The organism is Thioclava sp. GXIMD4216 (assembly GCF_037949285.1).
GTDB classification, from domain to species: Bacteria; Pseudomonadota; Alphaproteobacteria; order Rhodobacterales; family Rhodobacteraceae; genus Thioclava; species Thioclava litoralis.
The window spans coordinates 173168-191529 of the sequence record NZ_CP149928.1; the positions used below are offsets into that span (position 1 = coordinate 173168).

Here is an 18362-nt window from a genome sequence, read left to right on the forward strand (position 1 = left end):
AGCCCCCTTTCCCATGATGACGTAATCGGTGACTGTGCAACCTGAGCTTGCTTTGTGTCAGCTCAATTCGCCTTTTATCCTTCGTTATTCAGGGACCTCATGTCGTGTATTTAAAAGAAATCCAGGGTTTCCGCGTGGTCGCGGCCCTGCTGGTTGCCATCTACCATATCTGGTTTCACCGCGTGTCCGGTGGGGTGGATGCGTTCTTCGTAATCGCAGGGTTTTTCCTGTTTCAGGGCTTTCTCAAGCGGGACGATCTGCACTTTGGCGATGTCACCAAATACTGGCGCCGTACCTTGGGGCGGATCGTGCCCAGTGCCTCGGCGGTCGTGCTGGGGACATCCCTTCTGTTCAGCGGTTTCGGGACGCGTATCTTGTCCGAAGAGCGCATCGACAGCGCGATTGCGGGCATTCTGTTCTATGAAAACATGTGGCTGTCGAACCACGGGGTGAATTACCTCTCGATGGGGCAGACGCCATCCCCCTTCCAGCAGCTCTGGGCACTGTCAGTGCAGTTCCAGCTGTATTTCATGCTGCCGCCGCTGGTCTATCTGGTCTTCCGGCTGTGCCGCAACCGCACCAATGCGCGCCGCGCCATGACGCAGGTCTTTCTGGGGCTGCTCGCGCTGGCCTTTGCCTATGCGCTTTACAAGACCTATCGCTACCAGCCGAGCGCCTATTTCAACACCTTTGCCCGCCTGTGGGAATTTCTGGCCGGCGGCCTGCTGGCACTTGTCCTGCCGCGCATCGTTGTGGGCCGTGCGGTGGCCAAAGGGCTGGGCTATGCCAGCCTGATAACGCTTGTCGGATTTGCCGCCGTGATCCCTGTGGCGGACTCCTTCCCCGGTTGGGCCGCGCTCATTCCCGTGCTGGCCACATCGGCGATTATCGTCGCCGCCCGTAACAACGCCGGTATGGTGGTGCTGAACAACCGCGCCATGCAATGGCTCGGCAACCTGTCCTTTACCTTCTATCTCTGGCACTGGCCGATCTATCTGTTCATCTGGGATCGCACCGGCACCCCGAACGTGTCCGTCGGGGTGGGGATGGCCATTCTGCTGGTGGCCTTTGTGCTGGCCTTCGTGACCTATCACTTCCTTGAAACACCGTTCCGGAACCTGCGACTGGTCAAGAAGCGGCTGGCCACGGCCGTGACCGTTTGCGCGCTGGCGCTGGTGCCGACGCTGGGGTTCTCATGGGGGTGGAAACACCATGTTGATGAACGTCAGGTCGCCTCGCTTGAAGATATCGAGAAGGCGGTAACCGGCGAGAAGGTGGCGCAACTGACCCCTGATCTGCGCCTGATCAAGGATGACATCCCCTCAAGTTACAAGGATGGCTGCTATCAGCGCAATTTCCGCGCCTCGGATGTGGTCAGCTGTAATTACGGCAACCCGTCGGGCAGCTACCGGATTGCGCTTGTGGGGGGGAGCCACGCCCTGCAATGGCTGCCTGCGCTACAGGAGATTGCCCGTAAGGACCCGCGTATCAAGATTATCAATCTGGTGAAAAGCGGCTGCACATTCACCCTGTCACTGGACGGGATGGAGATCGATTCCGACCGTGCGGCCTGTCTGGACTGGAACCGTCAGGCGGTGGAAAAGCTGAAGGCGCTGGACCCCGATATGGTGGTCACCAATGCCACGCGGATCCAGCGCGATGGCGAAACGATTCCGCAGGGCTATCGTATGGCGTGGGATGCGTTACCCCATACGCCGGTGATCGCCATCCGCGACAATCCGCGTGCCAGCTTCGACATCGCAGCCTGTATCGACCGTAATGGCGAGGACGATCCCGCCTGCGATGCGATGCGCCCGACGCTTGCGCGCGATGCGTTGCAGCCGGAAAACCTGCCCGATCATGTGGAAGCTGTCGATTTTTCGGGGTTCTTCTGCGAGAAGGGGCGGTGCCCTGCGGTGCGTGACAAGATCATGCTTTACCGCGATTCAAACCATATTACGGCAACCGCCTCGCGTTTGATGGCCCAGCCGCTTTATGACCGGATCAAGCTGCACCTCGACTGACCCCGGAGGGGCAGACAAGGTGCAGGACTTTCGGAACCGGTCGGGGCATTACGCGCCGACCGGTTCTCCTTTCGGGGCGCGGCGTGTGATCTTGTGGCGGAAACGCGCCGAGGGGACCTCGACGAAGTGATAGACCACTGCCGCATAAACCAGCGACCCGATCAGGGCGAGCCCGCCGGAAATGAGGTGCGCATGGGCGCCGGTGATCTGCTGGTTGAACAGGTTGATCAGCACGAAATGCACCAGATAGATCGAATAGGACCAGACCCCGATCTTGCGCAGCACCGGCCAGTTCAGCGGGCGGAACAGGGCCATATCGGGCGTGGTGACCGCGTAGTAGAAAACCGGCATCAGCGCGAGGCTCTGCAACGAATAGCGCAGCGTGCCACGGAAGGCCGCATCGCGCAGCACCAAGCTGACCAGCAGCACCCCGAGCGCCCCGACCAGAAGCGCCCCGCGCCATTTCGTCGACACGTTCTCGCGCGGGAGGTAGCCACACCACATCATCAGTGCCAGCACACAGCCATAGAGCAGGCTGTCAAGACGTGCATCGCTGAGATAGTAAAGCGCGTTTTCGCTGCTGCCTAGGACGTAAAACCGGATGCCGCGCCAGACCAGAAAGCCGATCAGCGCCAGAGTCAGGCTGCGGAAGCCGATGATATTTCTAGCGAAAAGGATAAAGATGAAGGGCCAGAGCATGTAGAAATGCTCCTCGACCGCCAGCGACCACAAGACGCCGAGGCCGGGGATCGACTGCGAGTTGCCGTAGATCTGGTAGTAATTCGACAGGAAGAAAATCTGGCTGAGCAGGGTCGGTATATCGATCTTGGCCACCAGTGCACCGGCCAGCACCAGCACGATGGCCAGCCCCATCGCGCAGGCCAGTGGCGGCATCAGGCGCAGCACGCGGCGCAGGTAGAAGACCCGCAGGGAAATGCTGCCATAGCGGTCATATTCGCGGCAGAGCAGCGAGGTGATCAGAAAGCCCGAAATGAAGAAAAAGACCGTCACCCCGAAGCCGCCGGGGACGATATGGCCCAGACCGGCATGGCTCAGGAAGACGATGGCAATAGAGATAGCCCGCAGGCCATCCAGAGACGGAATATACGCGGGATTAGATTTCATGGGCGTCGCTTCCGGTCATGGTGAAGATCTCGTTTTGAAAGGGGAGGAGGAGGCACAAGGCGAACTATTTATACTCCATGATGCCCGCCCGTTTGCCGGTCAGGCGCCGCAGATGGAACTCGCAGATCCCGATGGCTTCGGGGACCTTTCCGATGGTCAGAAAGGCGGCATGTTCGAGGGCCGTGCGCAGGCTGCCGTAACGCGCCGTTTCCTTACGCGCCAGTCGCAGGATCTGCACGGGGTAGATCAGAAAGCCCAACACGATCCATGGGCTGAGAAGCAGCGCGCCAAGCAGGAGTGCGAGAGGCAGATACAGCCCCCATAGCAGAGCCCGCCGCGTTTGTGCGACATTGTGATGATAGGGGGCCGCTCCGTGCAGATAGGCCCCTTCGGCATAGGCATGACCGGCGCGGCGCGCCCGCTTCCAGAACTGCCCGAACCGCGTCATGGCCGCATCATGCCATGTCATTTCGGCGTCAATCCGCCAGATTTTCCACCCCGCCTTACGCAGCCTGACACACATCTCCGGCTCTTCGCCCGCAATCAGGGTCGGGTTGTAATCGCCAACCTCGGACAGGGCCTGAACACGCATCAGCGCATCACCGCCACAGGCGCGGGCCTCGCCAACAGGGGTATCCCATTCCCGATCGCAATGGGCGTTATAGGGGGTCGCCTCGGGAAAGCGTTCGCGGCGGCGGCCACAGACCACGGCGACCTCCGGTCGGGTTTCCAGAAAACTCCGGGCTGTCTCGATCCATGTGCTGCGGATCTCGCAATCGCCATCGACAAGTTGCACGAAGGCGGCATCCGGGGCAATCGCGCGCAGCCGCTCCAGCCCCGCATTGCGGGCCCGTGCTGCGGTGAAGGGCTGGGTCAGATCCAGTTCGACGACTTCCACACCGCGCGCGCGCGCGGCCTCGCGGGAGCCGTCCGTCGAGCCGCTATCGACATAGATCAACGGCATCGCCCCTTCCAGTGAGGCCAGACAGCGCAGCAGGCGTTCGCCTTCGTTGCGCCCGATGACAATCGCGGCAAATCTTTCCGGCATGGATCAGCGTCCCCGAAGCAAGGGCCACATCACCTGGGCCGAAAAATCACGGAAGAAATGCAGCGGCGCATGCAGTTTCTGGCCGCGCAATTTGGCCAGCGGCGCGTTGAGCGCAGCCCCCGCCATCCAGGCCAACCCCGTCAGCAAGGCTCCGCCGCGTCCCTGACATTTCCGGTGGTAATAAAGCCACGACCGATACCAATATCCCGGCTTGGCTTTGCGCACGGCCTCGTTCGAGCGCACGTCGGTCGCGGCCCCTTCGGCATGCAGCACCCGTGCCTGCGGCAGATGCCAGACCTGATAGCCATGCGCGCGAATGCGGTGCATCAATTCCGTCTCTTCGAAATAGAGGAAGAATTCGGGATCGAAAGTGCCCACCTTTTCAAGCACCGCAAGCGGGAACATCACCGCAGCCCCGGAGACCCAATCCACCTCGCCTTCAGGAGTGTCAGGGGGCAGGGCGACCTCGTGGTTGCGGAAGGCGCGGGCCAGCGGGCCGAAATTGACCGCATGCACGAAGCTTGCCGTCGGCGAAAAGAACCGGAAGGCCGCCGAAACCGGCTCTCCCGAGGGTTTGGCGATCTTGGCGCCTGCCGCTCCGGCCTGCGGATGCGCGTCGAGGAAATCCGCCATGATCGACAGCGCCTCGTTTTCGAGCGTGGCATCGGGGTTCAGCAGGAAAGCATAGCGCGGGCGTTCAGAGGCGGGGCGTGCCAGTAATGTGTCGAGCACGACATTGTTACCCCGTCCGAAGCCGTGATTTTCGGTTTCGGGCCATAAGGTGACCTGCGATCCCCAGTTCCGCTCGGCATGCAGGCGCGCAAAGACCTGCGCATCATCGCCGGGCGAGGCGTTATCGACCAGATGCACCTCGACCGTCCGCCCCCCATGCGAATGCTCGAGCACGCTTTGCACGGCAGCGGCTGAAAGGTCGGCGGTACCGTAATTGACGACAATGACAGCAATATCAGACACAGGAATCCATTTCCTTAATCAACTTTGCGTTGATCATGACCGATCTGGGGGGCAGGGACAAGAAAGGATGCACTGTGCGATTGAGGCACGTGCAAAACTCTGCCAAAGATAGACGCACATTCTGCAAGTCCTTGAGTCAGCACACGAGCGCCGATGCCCAACCTCTTTGCCTACTTCATGCTTTTTGTCTGGCCGCTCATTACATGGCAGCTGTTCAAGCGTTACCCCGCAACCAAGGCCGCAATCGGTGCCGTGATCTGGGGCTATCTGCTCCTGCCGGAGCGGCCAAACCTGAATTTTCCGGTTATTCCCAACATAAACAAGTCCATTGTCCCGTCTCTGGCGGTGCTGATCGTCTATCACTATGTGAAGAAAAACGAGATCTTCATGGCGCGGCGTGCGGCGCGGCACGAAGCCGCACTGGCACCGGTTGCCGAAAAGACGGGCGAGGGCGTCGCGTCGCCGATTGCAAAGAAACGTCAGGCCTTCCTGCTGAAAAAGCCCCGCACAAAAGTTCGGCTGATGCTGATTTTGGCGACGGTTTTCCTGCTGATTTCGCCGGTGATCACCTATTTGACAAATCGCGCTCCGATTGTAGACGGCCTGACCTATCTTCCGGGCATCCGGCCCTATGACGTTGCGGCCTATACCCGCAATCTGGCCTGTCTTCTGCTGCCGTTCTTTGTCGGGTTGAAGCTGGTGACAGACCGTCAGGGGCAGATCTGGCTGTTGCGGACCATCGTTTTCGGCGGGCTGCTCTATACCGTGGCAATCCTCATTGAAATCCGCATGAGCCCCCAGCTAAGCACTTGGATTTATGGCTTCTTTGCGCATGACTTCCGGCAGCATTACCGCAATGGCGGCTGGCGGCCCATCGTGTTCCTTGCGCATGGTCTGCGGGTGGGGATTTTCATGTCGATGGCGGTGCTGGCGGCGGCGACGCTGGCGCGGGCCAGTGACAATGGCAAGTCGCGCCTGCGCTGGTTGCTGGTGTCGCTGTGGCTGTTGGTCGCACTCTACCTATCCAAGAATACCGGCGCGCTGCTGATTACCGTGCTGCTGCTGCCGATCCTGCTGGTCGGCTCGCGCGGGATGCAGGCGGTGATGGCAGGCATCATCGCGGCGTTGGTGCTATGCTATCCGATTGTGCGCGGCACAAACCTCGTGCCCACCGAAAGCGTGGCCGAGACGATTGCGCCCTATGCGCCCGAACGGGCCGCCTCACTGGAATTCCGCCTGCGCAATGAAGACGAATTGCTGGCGCATGCCAATCTCAAACCTCTGGCGGGGTGGGGCGGCTGGGGCCGGAACCTGCTGTTCAACCCTGAAACGGGCAAGCCAAGCACCATTACCGACGGGATCTGGATCATTATCATCGGCCAATATGGCTGGATCGGGTATCTCAGCCTGTTCGGCTTCATCTGTCTGCCGGTCATCCTCTGTGCCTTTTCCTATCGCAAACTCAGGCTCGATACGATCGATATAGGGATGATGGTGGTCATGGCGGCGAATATGATCGACCTCATCCCGAATTCGTCGCTGGTCGCGCCGATCTGGCTTCTGAGCGGGGCGCTCTGGGTCCGCTATGATCAGGCCCGCCAAACCGAGATGGCCTCGCATCTTTCACCGCGGGAACGCCGCCTGTATCACAAGCGCGATGCCGATTTCGACATAGCCCCCGATGTTCCGGCCAAACCGACGCGCAAGAAGGGCCGGTTGAACCGGCCGGCCGTCACCTCCTGAGGCGGCCTTTCCCTCCCCACTCGCTCATTTTGGAATTTCTCATGACGCATACCCGTCCTCCCATTGCCTACCTGACCGGCGAATATCCGAAGGTCTCGCATACCTTTATCCAGCGCGAGATTGCCGCGCTGCGCGATGAGGGGTGGCAGGTGCATACCTGTTCGGTCCGGCGCACGGCGGCCCGTGATGTTGTCGGGGAGGACCAGATCCGCGAGCAGGCGGCAACCTTTGCCATTTTCGATGCGATCAAATCGCCTGCCAAGGTTCTGGGGGCGCAGGTCTGGGCGTTGAAACGCGATGCGAAAGCTTGGTTGCGCACCGCAAGGCTGGCATGGAAAACCCGCCCGCCGGGGGTGAAAGCGGCGCTTTGGCAAGGGTTCTACTTCCTTGAAGCGGCCATTCTGGCGCAGCATCTGCAGGCCAAAGGCGTGCGTCATCTGCATAACCATTTTGCCAATTCCAGCTGTTCGGTGGCGATGCTGGCATCCGAGCTGTCGGGCATCCCCTTCTCGGTGACCATGCATGGCCCCGCCATTTTCTACGAGCCGCGCTGGTGGCGCATTGATGCCAAGATCGCGCGGGCGCGCTTTGTGTCCTGCATCAGCCATTTCTGCCGCTCGCAGGCAATGTATTTTTCCAAGCCCGAGCATTGGTCGAAGCTGAAAATCGTCCATTGCGGTATCTTCCCCGCGCTCTATGGGCATGAGACCCCGCCCGAGACCCCGTCCACGCCGAAAGAAGCGGGGCAGGAAATCCTGTTTGTCGGGCGTCTGGCGGCCATCAAGGGCGTGCCGCTTCTGATCGAGGCCTTCGCGCGGCTCAGGGATACGCATCCCGAGGCGACCCTGTCGATTATCGGTGACGGGCCGGAGCGGAGTTATTGCGAGACGATGGCCCGCACGATGGGGGTGGCCGAGCGGGTGAAGTTCTGGGGGTATCAGCCTTCGGATGCGGTGGCCGACCATATGCGCCGTGCCGATATGCTGGTGCTGGCCTCTTTTGCCGAAGGGGTGCCGGTCACGCTGATGGAGGCGATGGGCTCCCAACTTCCGGTGATCGCCAGCCGCGTGGCGGGTGTGGGCGAGTTGGTGGAAGACGGGGTGTCCGGCTTTACGATTCCGGCGGGGGATCTGGAAAGCCTGACCGACCGGCTGGATCGCCTGCTGGCCGATCCGGCCCTGCGGGCGCAGATGGGAAAAGAGGGCCGCCGCAAGGTCTGCGCCGAATTCGACCTTGAAAAAGAGGCGAAATGGCTTGGGCAGGTGATCGAAGGCTCTCTAGCGGAGGCGCTTCCCACGGGTCTGCGCCCCTGATCCTTCCGGCAGGCATGGCGCCCCGAACGGGCAGGGCGCCACGCTTTGCAGGCCATGTGTTTCGGCCTGTCAGCGTCTATTCTGCGGCGGCCGTTTGCGCGGCAGGCACCAGTGTTTTCCATGCCTGATATTGCGACAGGAAGACCTGCCCGTTCAGTTCCGACAGGAAATGCGCAGTGGCCAGCCTGTCCATCACGGGGCCTTTGACCTCGCTGAGATGGAAGCCGATCCCGCGTTCTTTCAGCAGATGGTTGATCGCCTCGAGGCTTTCCAGCGCCGAGTAATCCACGCTATTGACCGCCGAGAACATCAGCACGACGTTGCGGATTTCGGGGGCGCTGGCAAGGCGGTCCTGCAAGCGGTCTTCCAGCACGCGCGCATTGACGAAATACAGGCTTTCATCCACCCGCAGGGTCAGCAGGCTCGGTTCGGTGATGACCTCGTGGCGGCGGATATTGCGGAAATGCTCGGTGCCGGGCACAAGACCGACCTCTGCCACATGCGGTTTGGAGGTGTGCAGCAGATGCATCACGATCGATAGGATCACCCCTGTCGCCACACCGATTTCGACGCCTGCGGCAAGGGTCAGCAGGATGGTCACCAGAACGGCGACGAAATCCTTGCGCGAATACTGCCATGTTTTCTTGAGGATCGAGAAATCGACAAGGCTGAGCACGGCCACGATGATAGTCGCGGCAAGCGTGGCATTGGGCAGGAAATAGACCAGCGGGGTCAGCGCGATGGCCGCGATGCCGAGGCCGATTGCCGTGAACGCACCTGCTGCGGGCGTTTCGGCCCCTGCATCGAAATTGACGACCGAACGCGCAAAGCCGCCGGTGACCGGATAGCCGCCGGTGAAAGCGGCCCCGATATTGGCCGCGCCAAGGCCGATCAGCTCTTGGTCGGGGTCAATCCGCTGGCGCTTTTTCGCGGCCAATGTCTGGGCCACGGAAACGGATTCGACAAAGCCGATGATCGAGATCAGGATGGCCGGAAGCGCCAGCTGGCCGATCAATTCGGGGGACAGGCCCGGCATGGTCAGGGGCGGCAGGCTTTGCGGCACGCTGCCGACGATGGCCACGCCCTGCGCGTTCAGATCCAGCCCCCATGTGCAGAGCGTCGTGATGACAACGGCGGCGACGGGACCGGCCTTGGTCAGGATGTCGGCCAGTCGCGGACCCAGACCCAACCGCCGCAGAAGCGGCTTCAACCCCTTGCGGACCCAGAACAGGAAGGCGGTGCTGAGGACGCCGATGGTCAGGGTGATCGGGTTGGTCTGCCCCAGATGTGCGACAAGTGCGGTGACCATCTCGGGGAGGGTGGCACCGCTGGCCTTGATCCCCAGCACATGTTTCAACTGGCTGGTGGCGATCAGGATGCCCGAGGCCGTGATGAAGCCCGCAATCACCGGATGGCTCAGGAAATTGGCGATGAAACCCAGACGGAACAGCCCCAAGGCCAGCAGGAAGAGGCCGGAAAGCAGGGCAAGGGTCAAGGCGGCAATCGCGTAACCTGCGGTGCCGCTGGCGGCGATCTCGCCGATAGAGGCGGCTGTCATCAGCGAAACCACCGCCACCGGCCCCACCGCAAGCGCGCGGCTTGTGCCGAAAATCGCATAGAGGATGATCGGCGCGATCGAGGCATAGATGCCGGCTTCGGGAGGGAGCCCCGCCAGCATCGCATAGGCCAGCGATTGCGGGATCAGCATGATGGTCACGATAATGGCCGCGACCAGATCGTTGGACAGAGCCGTGCGGTTATAGGCACGGCCCCAGGTCAGGATGGGCAGATAGCGGGAAAAAGAGGGCATGGCTTTGGGGTCCTGCGCTATGGCTGCGGACCGGTTGTCGGTCCGCAGCAGCATCGGGTTGGGCCTGAATTATTCGGACTTGGCCGAAAGGGGCTCGGGCTTGGCCATCCATTCGTGGCCGCGCAGCATGGCCTTCCAGTAGATCGGCGGCAGCAGCTTCTCTTTCAGGAACCAGGCCGCGCGCGTGGGTTGCGTGCCGTCCAGCAGCCATTTCGGGAAGGAGGGTTTCAGCACGCCCCCATAGGCGAATTCGGCCAGCACGATCTTGCCGCGTTCCACGGTCAGAGGGCACGACCCGTAGCCATCATATTGGGCATGTGCCGATTTGCCCATCAGATCGGACATGATGTTTTCGGCCACTGTCGGGGCCTGTTTGCGGGCCGCGGCGGCGGTTTTCGCATTGGGGGCATTCATCACATCGCCCAGCGACCAGATGTTGTCATAGGTCCTATGCCGCAGCGTCGCCTGATCCACATCGACCCAGCCTGCCGCATCGGCCAGAGGCGAGACGCGGATGAAATCCGGCGCGGTCTGCGGCGGAACCACATGGATCATGTCGAATTCGGTGGTGATCGTCTGTGTCTCGGTCTCGGGCTTGGTGACCTCGAACGTGGCGGTCTTCGCCTGTCCGTCGACTGCGACAAGCTTGTGGAAGAAATTCAGCGTCGCGTCGTATTTCTCGACATATTTCATCAGGGCGGGAACATAGTCCTTCACCCCGAACAGCACCCCTCCCGCATTCATGAACTGGATGTCGATCTTGTTCAGGACGCCGCGTTTGAACCACGCATCCCCCGAAAGATACATCGCCTTCTGCGGAGCCCCCGCGCATTTGATCGGCATCGGCGGCTGGGTGAACAGCGCCCGCCCTTCTTTCATCGAAGACACAAGCTGCCAGGTATAGGGCGCAAGATCATAGCGGTAGTTCGAGGTCACCCCGTTACGCCCCAACGTCTCTTCCAGCCCTTCGATACCGGCCCAGTCCAGCTTGAGGCCGGGGCATACCACCAGTCGGTCATATTTCACCACACGACACCCATCGAGGATGATGGCGTTGTTTTCCGGTTCGAAAGCGGCCACCGCCGCCTTGATCCATTTCACGCCATGCGGGATCAGGCTGCCCATCGTCTTGGCGGTCTGGGCAGGCTCGAAAATGCCGCCGCCGACCATCGTCCAGCCCGGCTGGTAATAATGGATATCTGCCGGATCGATGATGGCGATTTCCAGATCGGCACGTCGCGCCTTCAGGCTGGAGGCCACCGCGATGCCGCCCGCGCCTGCGCCCACGATCACGATCTGGAATTTGGCATCTGCGGTATCGGTGGGGGTTTTGCCGCCATTGGCGATGCGCCGTGCAACGCCGTTCATGTCGTACCCTGCCGCTTTGGTGCGGGCGAGGATTTCGGTCAGCGGGCGGTCATTGGCCTGCGACAGCGACCAGAGCGTGGTCGAGCGCGTGCCGGTGCGGCAATAGGCGAAGGTCGGGCCGGGCAGGGTGGTCAGCGCCGAGGCGAATTGCTCGGCATCGGCCTCCGTCACCATGCCGGGCGTTACGGGGATGTAGCGGAACTCCAGCCCCTTCGCGCTGGCCGCCCGCGCGATCTCGTCATGGTTGGGCTGGTCTGCGCCTTCTGCATCGGGCCGGTTACAGATGATCGAGCGGAAACCGGCGGCGGCAAGCGTGTCGATATCTTCCGCCGTGATTTGCGGGCCGACAGACAGGCCACGCGTCAATTCGTGTTTTTCCAAAGATCTCCCTCCTCCTTGGAATAAAGTGTCAAAAGGGGGCAGGCCGTAGCCAACCCCGAGGTTTAAAACGTGACCCTTGCGGGCCTGTCAAAGCGCGGGCCTGTCAAAACGCAGCCCTGTCAAAACGCGGCTCCGTTGCGCTGTTCCCCGTCGCGCTGTTCTCCGCCCTGCCTCTCCCGATCGCGCATGTCGCTGTCGCGCTACCGGGCGGTGCAAGGCCTGGGGCCATGCAAGACTTAAGGCGGCGGGGGTTAAAGCCCGTTCAGCGGCACCTTCAGGAAACGTTTGCCGTCCTTGTCCTGCGGCGGCAGGTCCCCGCCGCGCATGTTGACCTGAAGCGACGGAATGATCAGCTTGGGCATATCCAGTTGCGCATCGCGTTCGGTGCGGAACTTGACGAAATCTTCCTTGGTCTTGCCCGCGCCCACATGGATGTTATGCGCTTTCTCTTCGGCCACTGTGGTTTCCCAGCGGATCTCGCGGCCATTGGGGCCGTAATCATGGCACATGAACAGGCGCATCTCGTCGGGCAGAGACAGGACTTTCTGGATGCTGTCATACAGGGTCGCGGCATCGCCGCCCGGAAAATCGGCCCGCGCCGAGCCGCCATCGGGCATGAAGAGCGTATCGCCCACAAAGGCGGCGTTGCCCATTACATGCACCATACAGGCGGGCGTATGGCCCGGTGTATGCATGGCAAAACAGGTCATGCCGCCCACCTGATAGGTGTCGCCATCCTCGAACAGCTTGTCGAATTGCGAACCGTCACGCTGGAATTCGGTGCCTTCGTTGAAGACCTTGCCGAATGTATCCTGCACCACGGTGATCTGGCGCCCGATTCCCAGCTTGCCGCCCAGTTTCTTCTGGATATAGGGGGCCGCCGAGAGGTGATCGGCGTGGACATGGGTCTCGATCAGCCATTCCAGCTTCAGCCCCTGCGCCTCGACATAGGCGATCAGCTCATCGGCATGCTCATAGCTGATCCGGCCTGCGGCATAATCGATATCCATGACGCTATCGACAATGGCGCAGGACTGGCTGGCCGGATCCTTGACGATATAGCTGATCGTATTGGTCGCCGGGTCGAAGAAGCCTTTGACCTCGGGGGTGACGGACATGTCGGTCGGATAATTCATGCGCATAGTTCCTTGTGCAGGGGGCGTCGCGGTTTCAGGAGCGCGGGCAGGTGCGGATGCCCACGATCGTATAGAGCGGGCAAGTCCCGATCAGCGAGGTCACGATGAAGACCAAGGCAACGATGACGGCCAGAATCTTCAGGAGCCCGGCAGGGAGTATCCCCGCTATGGCCAGAACCAGAAGCACTACGGCGACAATGACCCGCAAGGCACGATCCGTTTTTCCCATATTTCTTGTCATCATATCCTCCCGATGAGCAGATGCATGATCATAGACCCGCGCGTGTCAGGGTAACGGTGACTTCGTCACACAACTATGAATTTCGCGCTTAAATTGTGCCAGCAGCCTTAACAAGACGTTCCAGCCCGACCTTTCCTGTCAGATGCACCTCGCCGCGCGCCTGTTCGATCCAGCCGCGCCGGTGGAATTCCGAAAGCGTCCGCGAGATCACCTCGCGGGCGGTGCCAAGTTCGTTGGCAAGCTGCTGGTGGGTGGCCCGTATGGTATCGGTCGCATCCGCCAGTTCCAGCAGGCGCTGCGCCAGCCGGACATCCATCCGCTGGAAGACGATGTCATTGATCAGCGTGAACAGATCGGTGATCCGGCGCGAATAGGCCTTGAAGATGAACTCGCGGAACAGGGACGAGCGTCCGGCCAGATCGTCGAAGGTCGCACGCGGAATGGCCACGGCGGTGACATCGGTTTCCGCGACGCCATCGGCGGCATAGTCTTCGAAGGCCAGCATGCAGGCGGTGGTCAGAACGCAGCTTTCACCGGCATTGACCCGATACAGGATCACCTCGCGACCGGTCTCGGATTTCTGCTGGACCCGCACTGTGCCGTCCAGCAGCAAAAGCAGGTTGTCGGCCGATTGTCCGGGGGCGAAAATTTCGGTGCCGGCGGGCACGCTGAGCACCTGACTGCCTGCGATCAGTACGGATTTGATGTCTTCGGGCAGGCGGCGCAACCCTTCGAATTTCTCGATCCAGCCGGTGGTCTCGATAGTCATGTCGGAAGGCTCCCCCTTTTATATGGCGTAATCTTTAGTCAGCTACCTTAGGGAAATCCAGCCTTGCCCCCGCGATTGTGGGACAGGGAACCGTTTGCGACGTGAGGTGTTGGCAGGAATGATGCCTTATCTCGTGCTGTTCCGTCGCCCCCTTCGCTGTGCTGGCCTGTTTTTGCTGCTTGTCTGTCTGGCGCAGGCCCTGCCGCACGCGGCATATGCCGAGCAAACCGAAAGCGCCTCGTCGGAATGGTATGAGGCCGATGCGCTCAATCGCGGTCTTGGCACGCCGCCGGACGGGTTGGACCGCAGCACGCCGCGATCGTCTTTGGAAAGCTTCCTGATACAGGCCAATGACGGCAAGTGGCTGGCGGCGGCGCATATGCTGGATCTGTCGGATGTGCCCGAGATGGAACAGCGGACCAAGGGGCCGGAACTTGCCCGCGATTTCAAGACATTGCTCGACCGGAAGATCGTGATTGACTGGTATGCACTCAGGGACCGGCCTGACGGGCTGGATGAACGTGCGGTCGGGGATGCGCCTATGGCGGGCAAGCCGCGCCGTTCCATCCTGCTATGGTATGTCGATCTGGGTAACCGTCCGGTGCCGATCCGTATCAACCGTATCAAGCCGAAAAACGGCGCGGCGGTCTGGGTCGTGTCGCGCCAGACGGTGGATAATCTGCCCGCTCTGGGACAGGCCTATGCGCCCTCGGCACTGGAAAAGGCGCTGCCATCCGTTCTGCGCCGCGAGGCCGTCTGGGGCCTGCAATGGTGGGAGGCGATCGGTTTGCCGCTGGCGATTGCGATCACCGCACTGGCCGGATGGATCACGCAGAAGCTCCTGTCGCGCGGGCTACACCGCAACCGCCGCGTGGCCCCCGCCTCGTTCCTGGTGGCGATGCGCGGGCCGGTCGTGCTTTTGGTGATGACCGTCACGCTGGCGATGATCTCGAACCGGTTGTTCATCTTCTCTGGCCGGATCGACACGGTGATCTCGCCGCTTGTGGTGCTGGGTGTGGTGGCGGCGGTGCTGTGGCTGATCGTCAATATCGCCGATGTGATCATCGAGAGGCTGGTCTCTTTTGACGGGGCCGAACTGAGTGCCATCGGCGAAGGCCAGGAGCTGCGCCGCGCGATGGCCACGCGCGTATCGGCCTTGCGGCGCGGGGCGATTGTGCTGATTGCGATGGTGGGGGTGGGGATTGTCCTCAACGAGGCCAGCGTCATGCAGTCGCTGGGGATCTCGCTTCTGGCCTCGGCAGGGACCATCGGGATCCTGCTGGCTTTTGCCGCGCGCAATATCCTGTCCAATATCATGGCCTCGTTGCAGATCTCGATGAACCAGTCGGCGCGGATCGGTGACAAGATCCTGTTCCGCGATTATGTCTGCTCGGTCGAGCGGATCAATTTCACCTATGTCCAGCTGCGTGTCTGGACAGGCAAGCGTCTTGTGGTGCCGGTGGTGGATTTCGTGGCCGAGCCTTTCGAGAACTGGACCATGCAGGAGCATTTCACCCTGTTCGAGGTGATTTTGCGTCTTGATCACCTCACGGATGTCGCGCCGCTGCGGCTGGCCTATCACCGCCTGCTGGACGATTACGGGTTGAGCGATGCGCCCGATAGCCGTGGGGTCTATGTGACGCAGCATGATATCTGGGGCCAGACCGTGCTGTTTCTGGTGCCAAGTGACGACCCCAATACCGGCTGGGCGACGTCTTGTGATTTGCGCGAGGCGCTGCTGGCCGAGGCCCGAAAGCTTGATGGCGCGGCCACACCTGTCTTTCCACGGATCGCGCCCCCGCCGGAGACGGGCGCTGCGCTCGGCAGTTGACCTGCCACGGGGGGCCTGCCAAGGATTGGGGCAGACAGTTTCAGGAGAGTTCCGATGACCCCGGCAGAGATCGCAGCCTATATCGACCATACCGCGCTCAAACCCGAGACACGGGCGGCGCAGATTGACGCGCTCTGTGCCGAGGCGGCCAGCCACGGGTTCAAATCCGTCTGTGTGAATGCCCTGCATGTGCCGCGCGCGGTCAAGGCGCTGGCGCAAAGCGATGTGCTGGTCTGCACCGTTGTGGGGTTCCCTCTGGGCGCCTCCCCGAGCGAGGTGAAAGCGGCAGAGGCCCGCTGGGCCATCGCGCAGGGCGCGCGGGAGATCGATATGGTGATCCCTGTCGGTGCGCTGATCGACGGAGATCTGGATGCCGTGCGTGAAGATATTGCAACGGTCAAAGCGGCTTGCGGTCCTCTGTGTCTGAAAGTGATCTTGGAGACCTGCCTGCTGACAGGCGCCCAGATCGCCACGGGCTGCCATCTGGCCAAGGATGCGGGGGCGGATTTTGTGAAGACCTCCACCGGGTTTTCTTCCGGCGGTGCCACGATCGAGGCGGTTTCGCTGATGCGCAAGACGGTGGGGCCGGAGATGGGCGTGAAGGCGTCGGGTGGGATTTCGACCACCGCAGAGGCGCTGGCGATGATTGCCGCAGGGGCCAGCCGGATTGGCGCGTCGAAGAGCCTCGCGATCATTGGCGCTTAATATATTTCGAATCAATCATTAAAATGACAGAATTGTGACTGTGCATATATAAACATAAGCTTGCTTTCTTTCTAGCGTTTACCGGTGAAAGTCACAGGCGTAGAGGGGCGTCATCACTAGGCAGGTGGCCTGAATCACTAAAGGCCATCCGCAATCATTGGAGATGACTATGAAAAACGTTCTTATCGCAGCCGTTGTTGCCCTTTCCGCTTCCGCAGGGATCGCTTCGGCAGAATCCGCAGGTCACGCACAGCTCGCAGCGCAGCTCGGCCTGAACGGCGCAGATTTCACCACCGCTGAATTGACCAATATCCGCGATGCAAAAATCAACGGCGACACGCAAACCGCGAATTACTTCCTGAAGCACGAAAACCGTACTTCGGAAAATACCTCGGTTTCTCAAGGTAAAGCACAGCTGGCAGCTCAGCTTGGCGTTGATGCATCGAAATATTCGATGGCAGAACTCGTGTCGATGTCGACCGCAGATGATGACCAAGAAGCGCGCTTCATCGAAACCGGCGCATCGCGCAATACCGTTGCGCCGATCGAGCGCCCCTATCGCGGCGCTGGCCGTTCGTAATCGGCTCCGTCGCTACCGTTGCACATCACTGATGTGCATCTCCAGTGAGGAAGGGTGATCCGGTTTCGGGTTGCCCTTCTTCCAATTCCGGCGCCCCCCTCTGCTTCGGCAATGTGATGGCGGGGTTTGTGGAATATTCAACAGCGCGCTAACGAAATTCGGCCGATATCTTTGGCCACCGGCCTGAAGGGCGCTGCGCCCCGCCGGTCCTGCGCCCCTTCGGTCCTGCGTAATCCCTGTGCCCCATTGTGCCGTCCGGTTTGACACCTATATCCAGTTGAACCCCTCCAGAGGAGACCGGATTAGGATCAAGGCAATGGGATATGTAAAAACCGGAATGTTGATGGCCGCTGTCACGGCGCTGTTTTTGGGCCTTGGCTATCTGCTTGGCGGCAGCACGGGGATGGTGATCGCATTGGCCATTGCCGCCGCGATGAACCTGTTCAGCTACTGGAATTCCGACAAGATGGTGCTGCGGATGCATAACGCCCAGCCTATCGGTCCGCGTGATCCGTCGGGACTGACCGAGCTGGTGGCGGGGCTGGCGCGCAATGCGGGCCTGCCGATGCCTGCGGTCTATCTGATCGACACGCCCCAGCCCAATGCGTTTGCGACAGGGCGCAACCCCGAGAACGCCGCTGTTGCGGTGACCACGGGTCTGATGCGCGTGCTATCGCGCGAAGAGCTGTCGGGCGTGGTGGCCCACGAACTGGCCCATATCAAGAACCGTGACACGCTGATCATGACCATTACCGCGACCTTCGCGGGGGCAATTTCGATGCTGGCGAATTTTGCGTTATTCTTCGGTGGCAGCCGCGACGAGAACCGGCTGGGCATTGTGGGGACATTGGCGATGATGTTCCTTGCCCCTCTGGCGGCCTCTCTGGTGCAGATGGCGATTTCCCGCACGCGGGAATATGCCGCCGACAAGCAGGGGGCGCAGATCTGTGGCCATCCTTTGTGGCTGGCGTCGGCTTTGCAGCGGATCCAGCAGGGGGCTGCGCAGGTCGATAACCTGACCGCCGAGCGCAATCCGGCCAGCGCGCATATGTTCATCATCAATCCGCTGCACGGGGGCGGGCGTGACAAGCTGTTCTCGACGCACCCCGCCACAGAAAACCGTGTGGCCGCGCTGCGGGAACTGGCTGTGCAGATGGGCGATCGGGGCGAACGCTCTGGCGCGCCTCGCGCGACGGCGCCTCGTCCGGCCGAAGCCGCCAGCCCGTTGCAAGCGCGCCCGTCATCGTTGCCCAAGGTGAACCGCCAGCGGGATAAAAACAGCCCTTGGACCTGAGCTGTGCAGGCCTGCGCCG

Annotated in this window: 15 protein-coding genes; 7 read left to right on the forward strand and 8 right to left on the reverse strand. The window is 61.2% G+C overall.

Going from position 1 to position 18362, the window contains the following annotated elements; all coding sequences use genetic code 11:
• Positions 1-104 precede the first annotated feature (104 nt).
• Entirely contained in the window at positions 105-2024 is a 1920-nt protein-coding gene (locus WDB88_RS16190) for an acyltransferase family protein (protein WP_339110022.1), read from the forward strand.
• Positions 2025-2072: 48 nt separating this feature from the next.
• Here the strand turns inward: WDB88_RS16190 and WDB88_RS16195 are convergent, their stop codons facing one another.
• The 3 genes from WDB88_RS16195 to WDB88_RS16205 all read right to left on the reverse strand — a co-directional run bounded on the left by WDB88_RS16195 (position 2073) and on the right by WDB88_RS16205 (position 5172).
• Positions 2073-3149, reverse strand: coding sequence for an acyltransferase (locus WDB88_RS16195; protein ID WP_330629553.1), 1077 nt, complete (start codon positions 3147-3149; stop codon positions 2073-2075).
• A 64-nt stretch (positions 3150-3213) separates the two neighbouring features.
• Positions 3214-4197, reverse strand: coding sequence for a glycosyltransferase (locus tag WDB88_RS16200; protein WP_339110023.1), 984 nt, complete (start codon positions 4195-4197; stop codon positions 3214-3216).
• Positions 4198-4200: 3 nt separating this feature from the next.
• Positions 4201-5172 carry a glycosyltransferase gene (locus tag WDB88_RS16205; RefSeq protein ID WP_330629555.1) on the reverse strand — a complete coding sequence of 324 codons (972 nt, stop codon included), beginning with the start codon at positions 5170-5172 and terminating at the stop codon, positions 4201-4203.
• Between the two features lie 153 nt (positions 5173-5325).
• Between WDB88_RS16205 and WDB88_RS16210 the strand changes: the two genes are divergently transcribed.
• Positions 5326-6915: a hypothetical protein gene (locus WDB88_RS16210; protein WP_339110024.1), complete on the forward strand. Its 1590-nt coding sequence runs from the start codon at positions 5326-5328 to the stop codon at positions 6913-6915.
• A 41-nt stretch (positions 6916-6956) separates the two neighbouring features.
• Positions 6957-8228 (forward strand): glycosyltransferase, encoded by a 1272-nt coding sequence (locus tag WDB88_RS16215; RefSeq protein WP_339110025.1) that lies wholly within the window; start codon positions 6957-6959, stop codon positions 8226-8228.
• Positions 8229-8304: 76 nt separating this feature from the next.
• Here the strand turns inward: WDB88_RS16215 and sulP are convergent, their stop codons facing one another.
• The 5 genes from sulP to WDB88_RS16240 form a co-directional block, all read right to left on the reverse strand.
• The gene (gene sulP / locus WDB88_RS16220) at positions 8305-10038 is read right to left on the reverse strand and encodes a sulfate permease (RefSeq protein WP_330629645.1); all 1734 of its coding nucleotides are present in this window, start codon (positions 10036-10038) and stop codon (positions 8305-8307) included.
• Positions 10039-10107: 69 nt separating this feature from the next.
• Entirely contained in the window at positions 10108-11787 is a 1680-nt protein-coding gene (locus WDB88_RS16225; protein WP_339110026.1) for a TIGR01244 family sulfur transferase, read from the reverse strand.
• 251 nt (positions 11788-12038) lie between these two features.
• Positions 12039-12923, reverse strand: coding sequence for an MBL fold metallo-hydrolase (locus tag WDB88_RS16230; protein ID WP_330629560.1), 885 nt, complete (start codon positions 12921-12923; stop codon positions 12039-12041).
• A 34-nt stretch (positions 12924-12957) separates the two neighbouring features.
• A complete protein-coding gene (locus tag WDB88_RS16235) occupies positions 12958-13152 on the reverse strand; it encodes a DUF2892 domain-containing protein (RefSeq protein WP_339110027.1) in 195 nt (64 codons plus the stop codon).
• 100 nt (positions 13153-13252) lie between these two features.
• Positions 13253-13933, reverse strand: a complete 681-nt coding sequence (locus WDB88_RS16240; protein WP_339110028.1) for a Crp/Fnr family transcriptional regulator — start codon at positions 13931-13933, stop codon at positions 13253-13255.
• A 118-nt stretch (positions 13934-14051) separates the two neighbouring features.
• Here WDB88_RS16240 and WDB88_RS16245 point away from each other — a divergent pair, with 118 nt between their 5' ends.
• The 4 genes from WDB88_RS16245 (at position 14052) to htpX (ending at position 18343) form a co-directional block, all read left to right on the forward strand.
• Positions 14052-15764: a mechanosensitive ion channel domain-containing protein gene (locus tag WDB88_RS16245; protein ID WP_339110029.1), complete on the forward strand. Its 1713-nt coding sequence runs from the start codon at positions 14052-14054 to the stop codon at positions 15762-15764.
• 54 nt (positions 15765-15818) lie between these two features.
• Positions 15819-16469 (forward strand): deoxyribose-phosphate aldolase, encoded by a 651-nt coding sequence (gene deoC / locus WDB88_RS16250; protein ID WP_339110030.1) that lies wholly within the window; start codon positions 15819-15821, stop codon positions 16467-16469.
• A 169-nt stretch (positions 16470-16638) separates the two neighbouring features.
• On the forward strand, positions 16639-17049 hold the full coding sequence (locus WDB88_RS16255) for a hypothetical protein (protein WP_330629566.1): 411 nt from the start codon (positions 16639-16641) through the stop codon (positions 17047-17049).
• Positions 17050-17365: 316 nt separating this feature from the next.
• Complete coding sequence (gene htpX / locus WDB88_RS16260) at positions 17366-18343, forward strand: zinc metalloprotease HtpX (RefSeq protein ID WP_330629568.1); 978 nt, start codon at positions 17366-17368, stop codon at positions 18341-18343.
• The last annotated feature ends 19 nt before the right edge of the window (positions 18344-18362 follow it).

Bases quoted from the DNA above. Each gene is read 5' to 3' on its own strand.
- WDB88_RS16200 (WP_339110023.1), bottom strand. From the start codon at position 4,197: ATGCCGGAAAGATTTGCCGCGATTGTCATCGGGCGCAACGAAGGCGAA.
- WDB88_RS16240 (WP_339110028.1), bottom strand. From the start codon at position 13,933: ATGACTATCGAGACCACCGGCTGGATCGAGAAATTCGAAGGGTTGCGC.
- htpX (WP_330629568.1), top strand. From the start codon at position 17,366: ATGGGATATGTAAAAACCGGAATGTTGATGGCCGCTGTCACGGCGCTG.
- WDB88_RS16245 (WP_339110029.1), top strand. From the start codon at position 14,052: ATGATGCCTTATCTCGTGCTGTTCCGTCGCCCCCTTCGCTGTGCTGGC.
- WDB88_RS16210 (WP_339110024.1), top strand. From the start codon at position 5,326: ATGCCCAACCTCTTTGCCTACTTCATGCTTTTTGTCTGGCCGCTCATT.
- deoC (WP_339110030.1), top strand. From the start codon at position 15,819: ATGACCCCGGCAGAGATCGCAGCCTATATCGACCATACCGCGCTCAAA.
- WDB88_RS16230 (WP_330629560.1), bottom strand. From the start codon at position 12,923: ATGAATTATCCGACCGACATGTCCGTCACCCCCGAGGTCAAAGGCTTC.
- WDB88_RS16235 (WP_339110027.1), bottom strand. From the start codon at position 13,152: ATGGGAAAAACGGATCGTGCCTTGCGGGTCATTGTCGCCGTAGTGCTT.
- WDB88_RS16195 (WP_330629553.1), bottom strand. From the start codon at position 3,149: ATGAAATCTAATCCCGCGTATATTCCGTCTCTGGATGGCCTGCGGGCT.
- WDB88_RS16215 (WP_339110025.1), top strand. From the start codon at position 6,957: ATGACGCATACCCGTCCTCCCATTGCCTACCTGACCGGCGAATATCCG.
- sulP (WP_330629645.1), bottom strand. From the start codon at position 10,038: ATGCCCTCTTTTTCCCGCTATCTGCCCATCCTGACCTGGGGCCGTGCC.
- WDB88_RS16255 (WP_330629566.1), top strand. From the start codon at position 16,639: ATGAAAAACGTTCTTATCGCAGCCGTTGTTGCCCTTTCCGCTTCCGCA.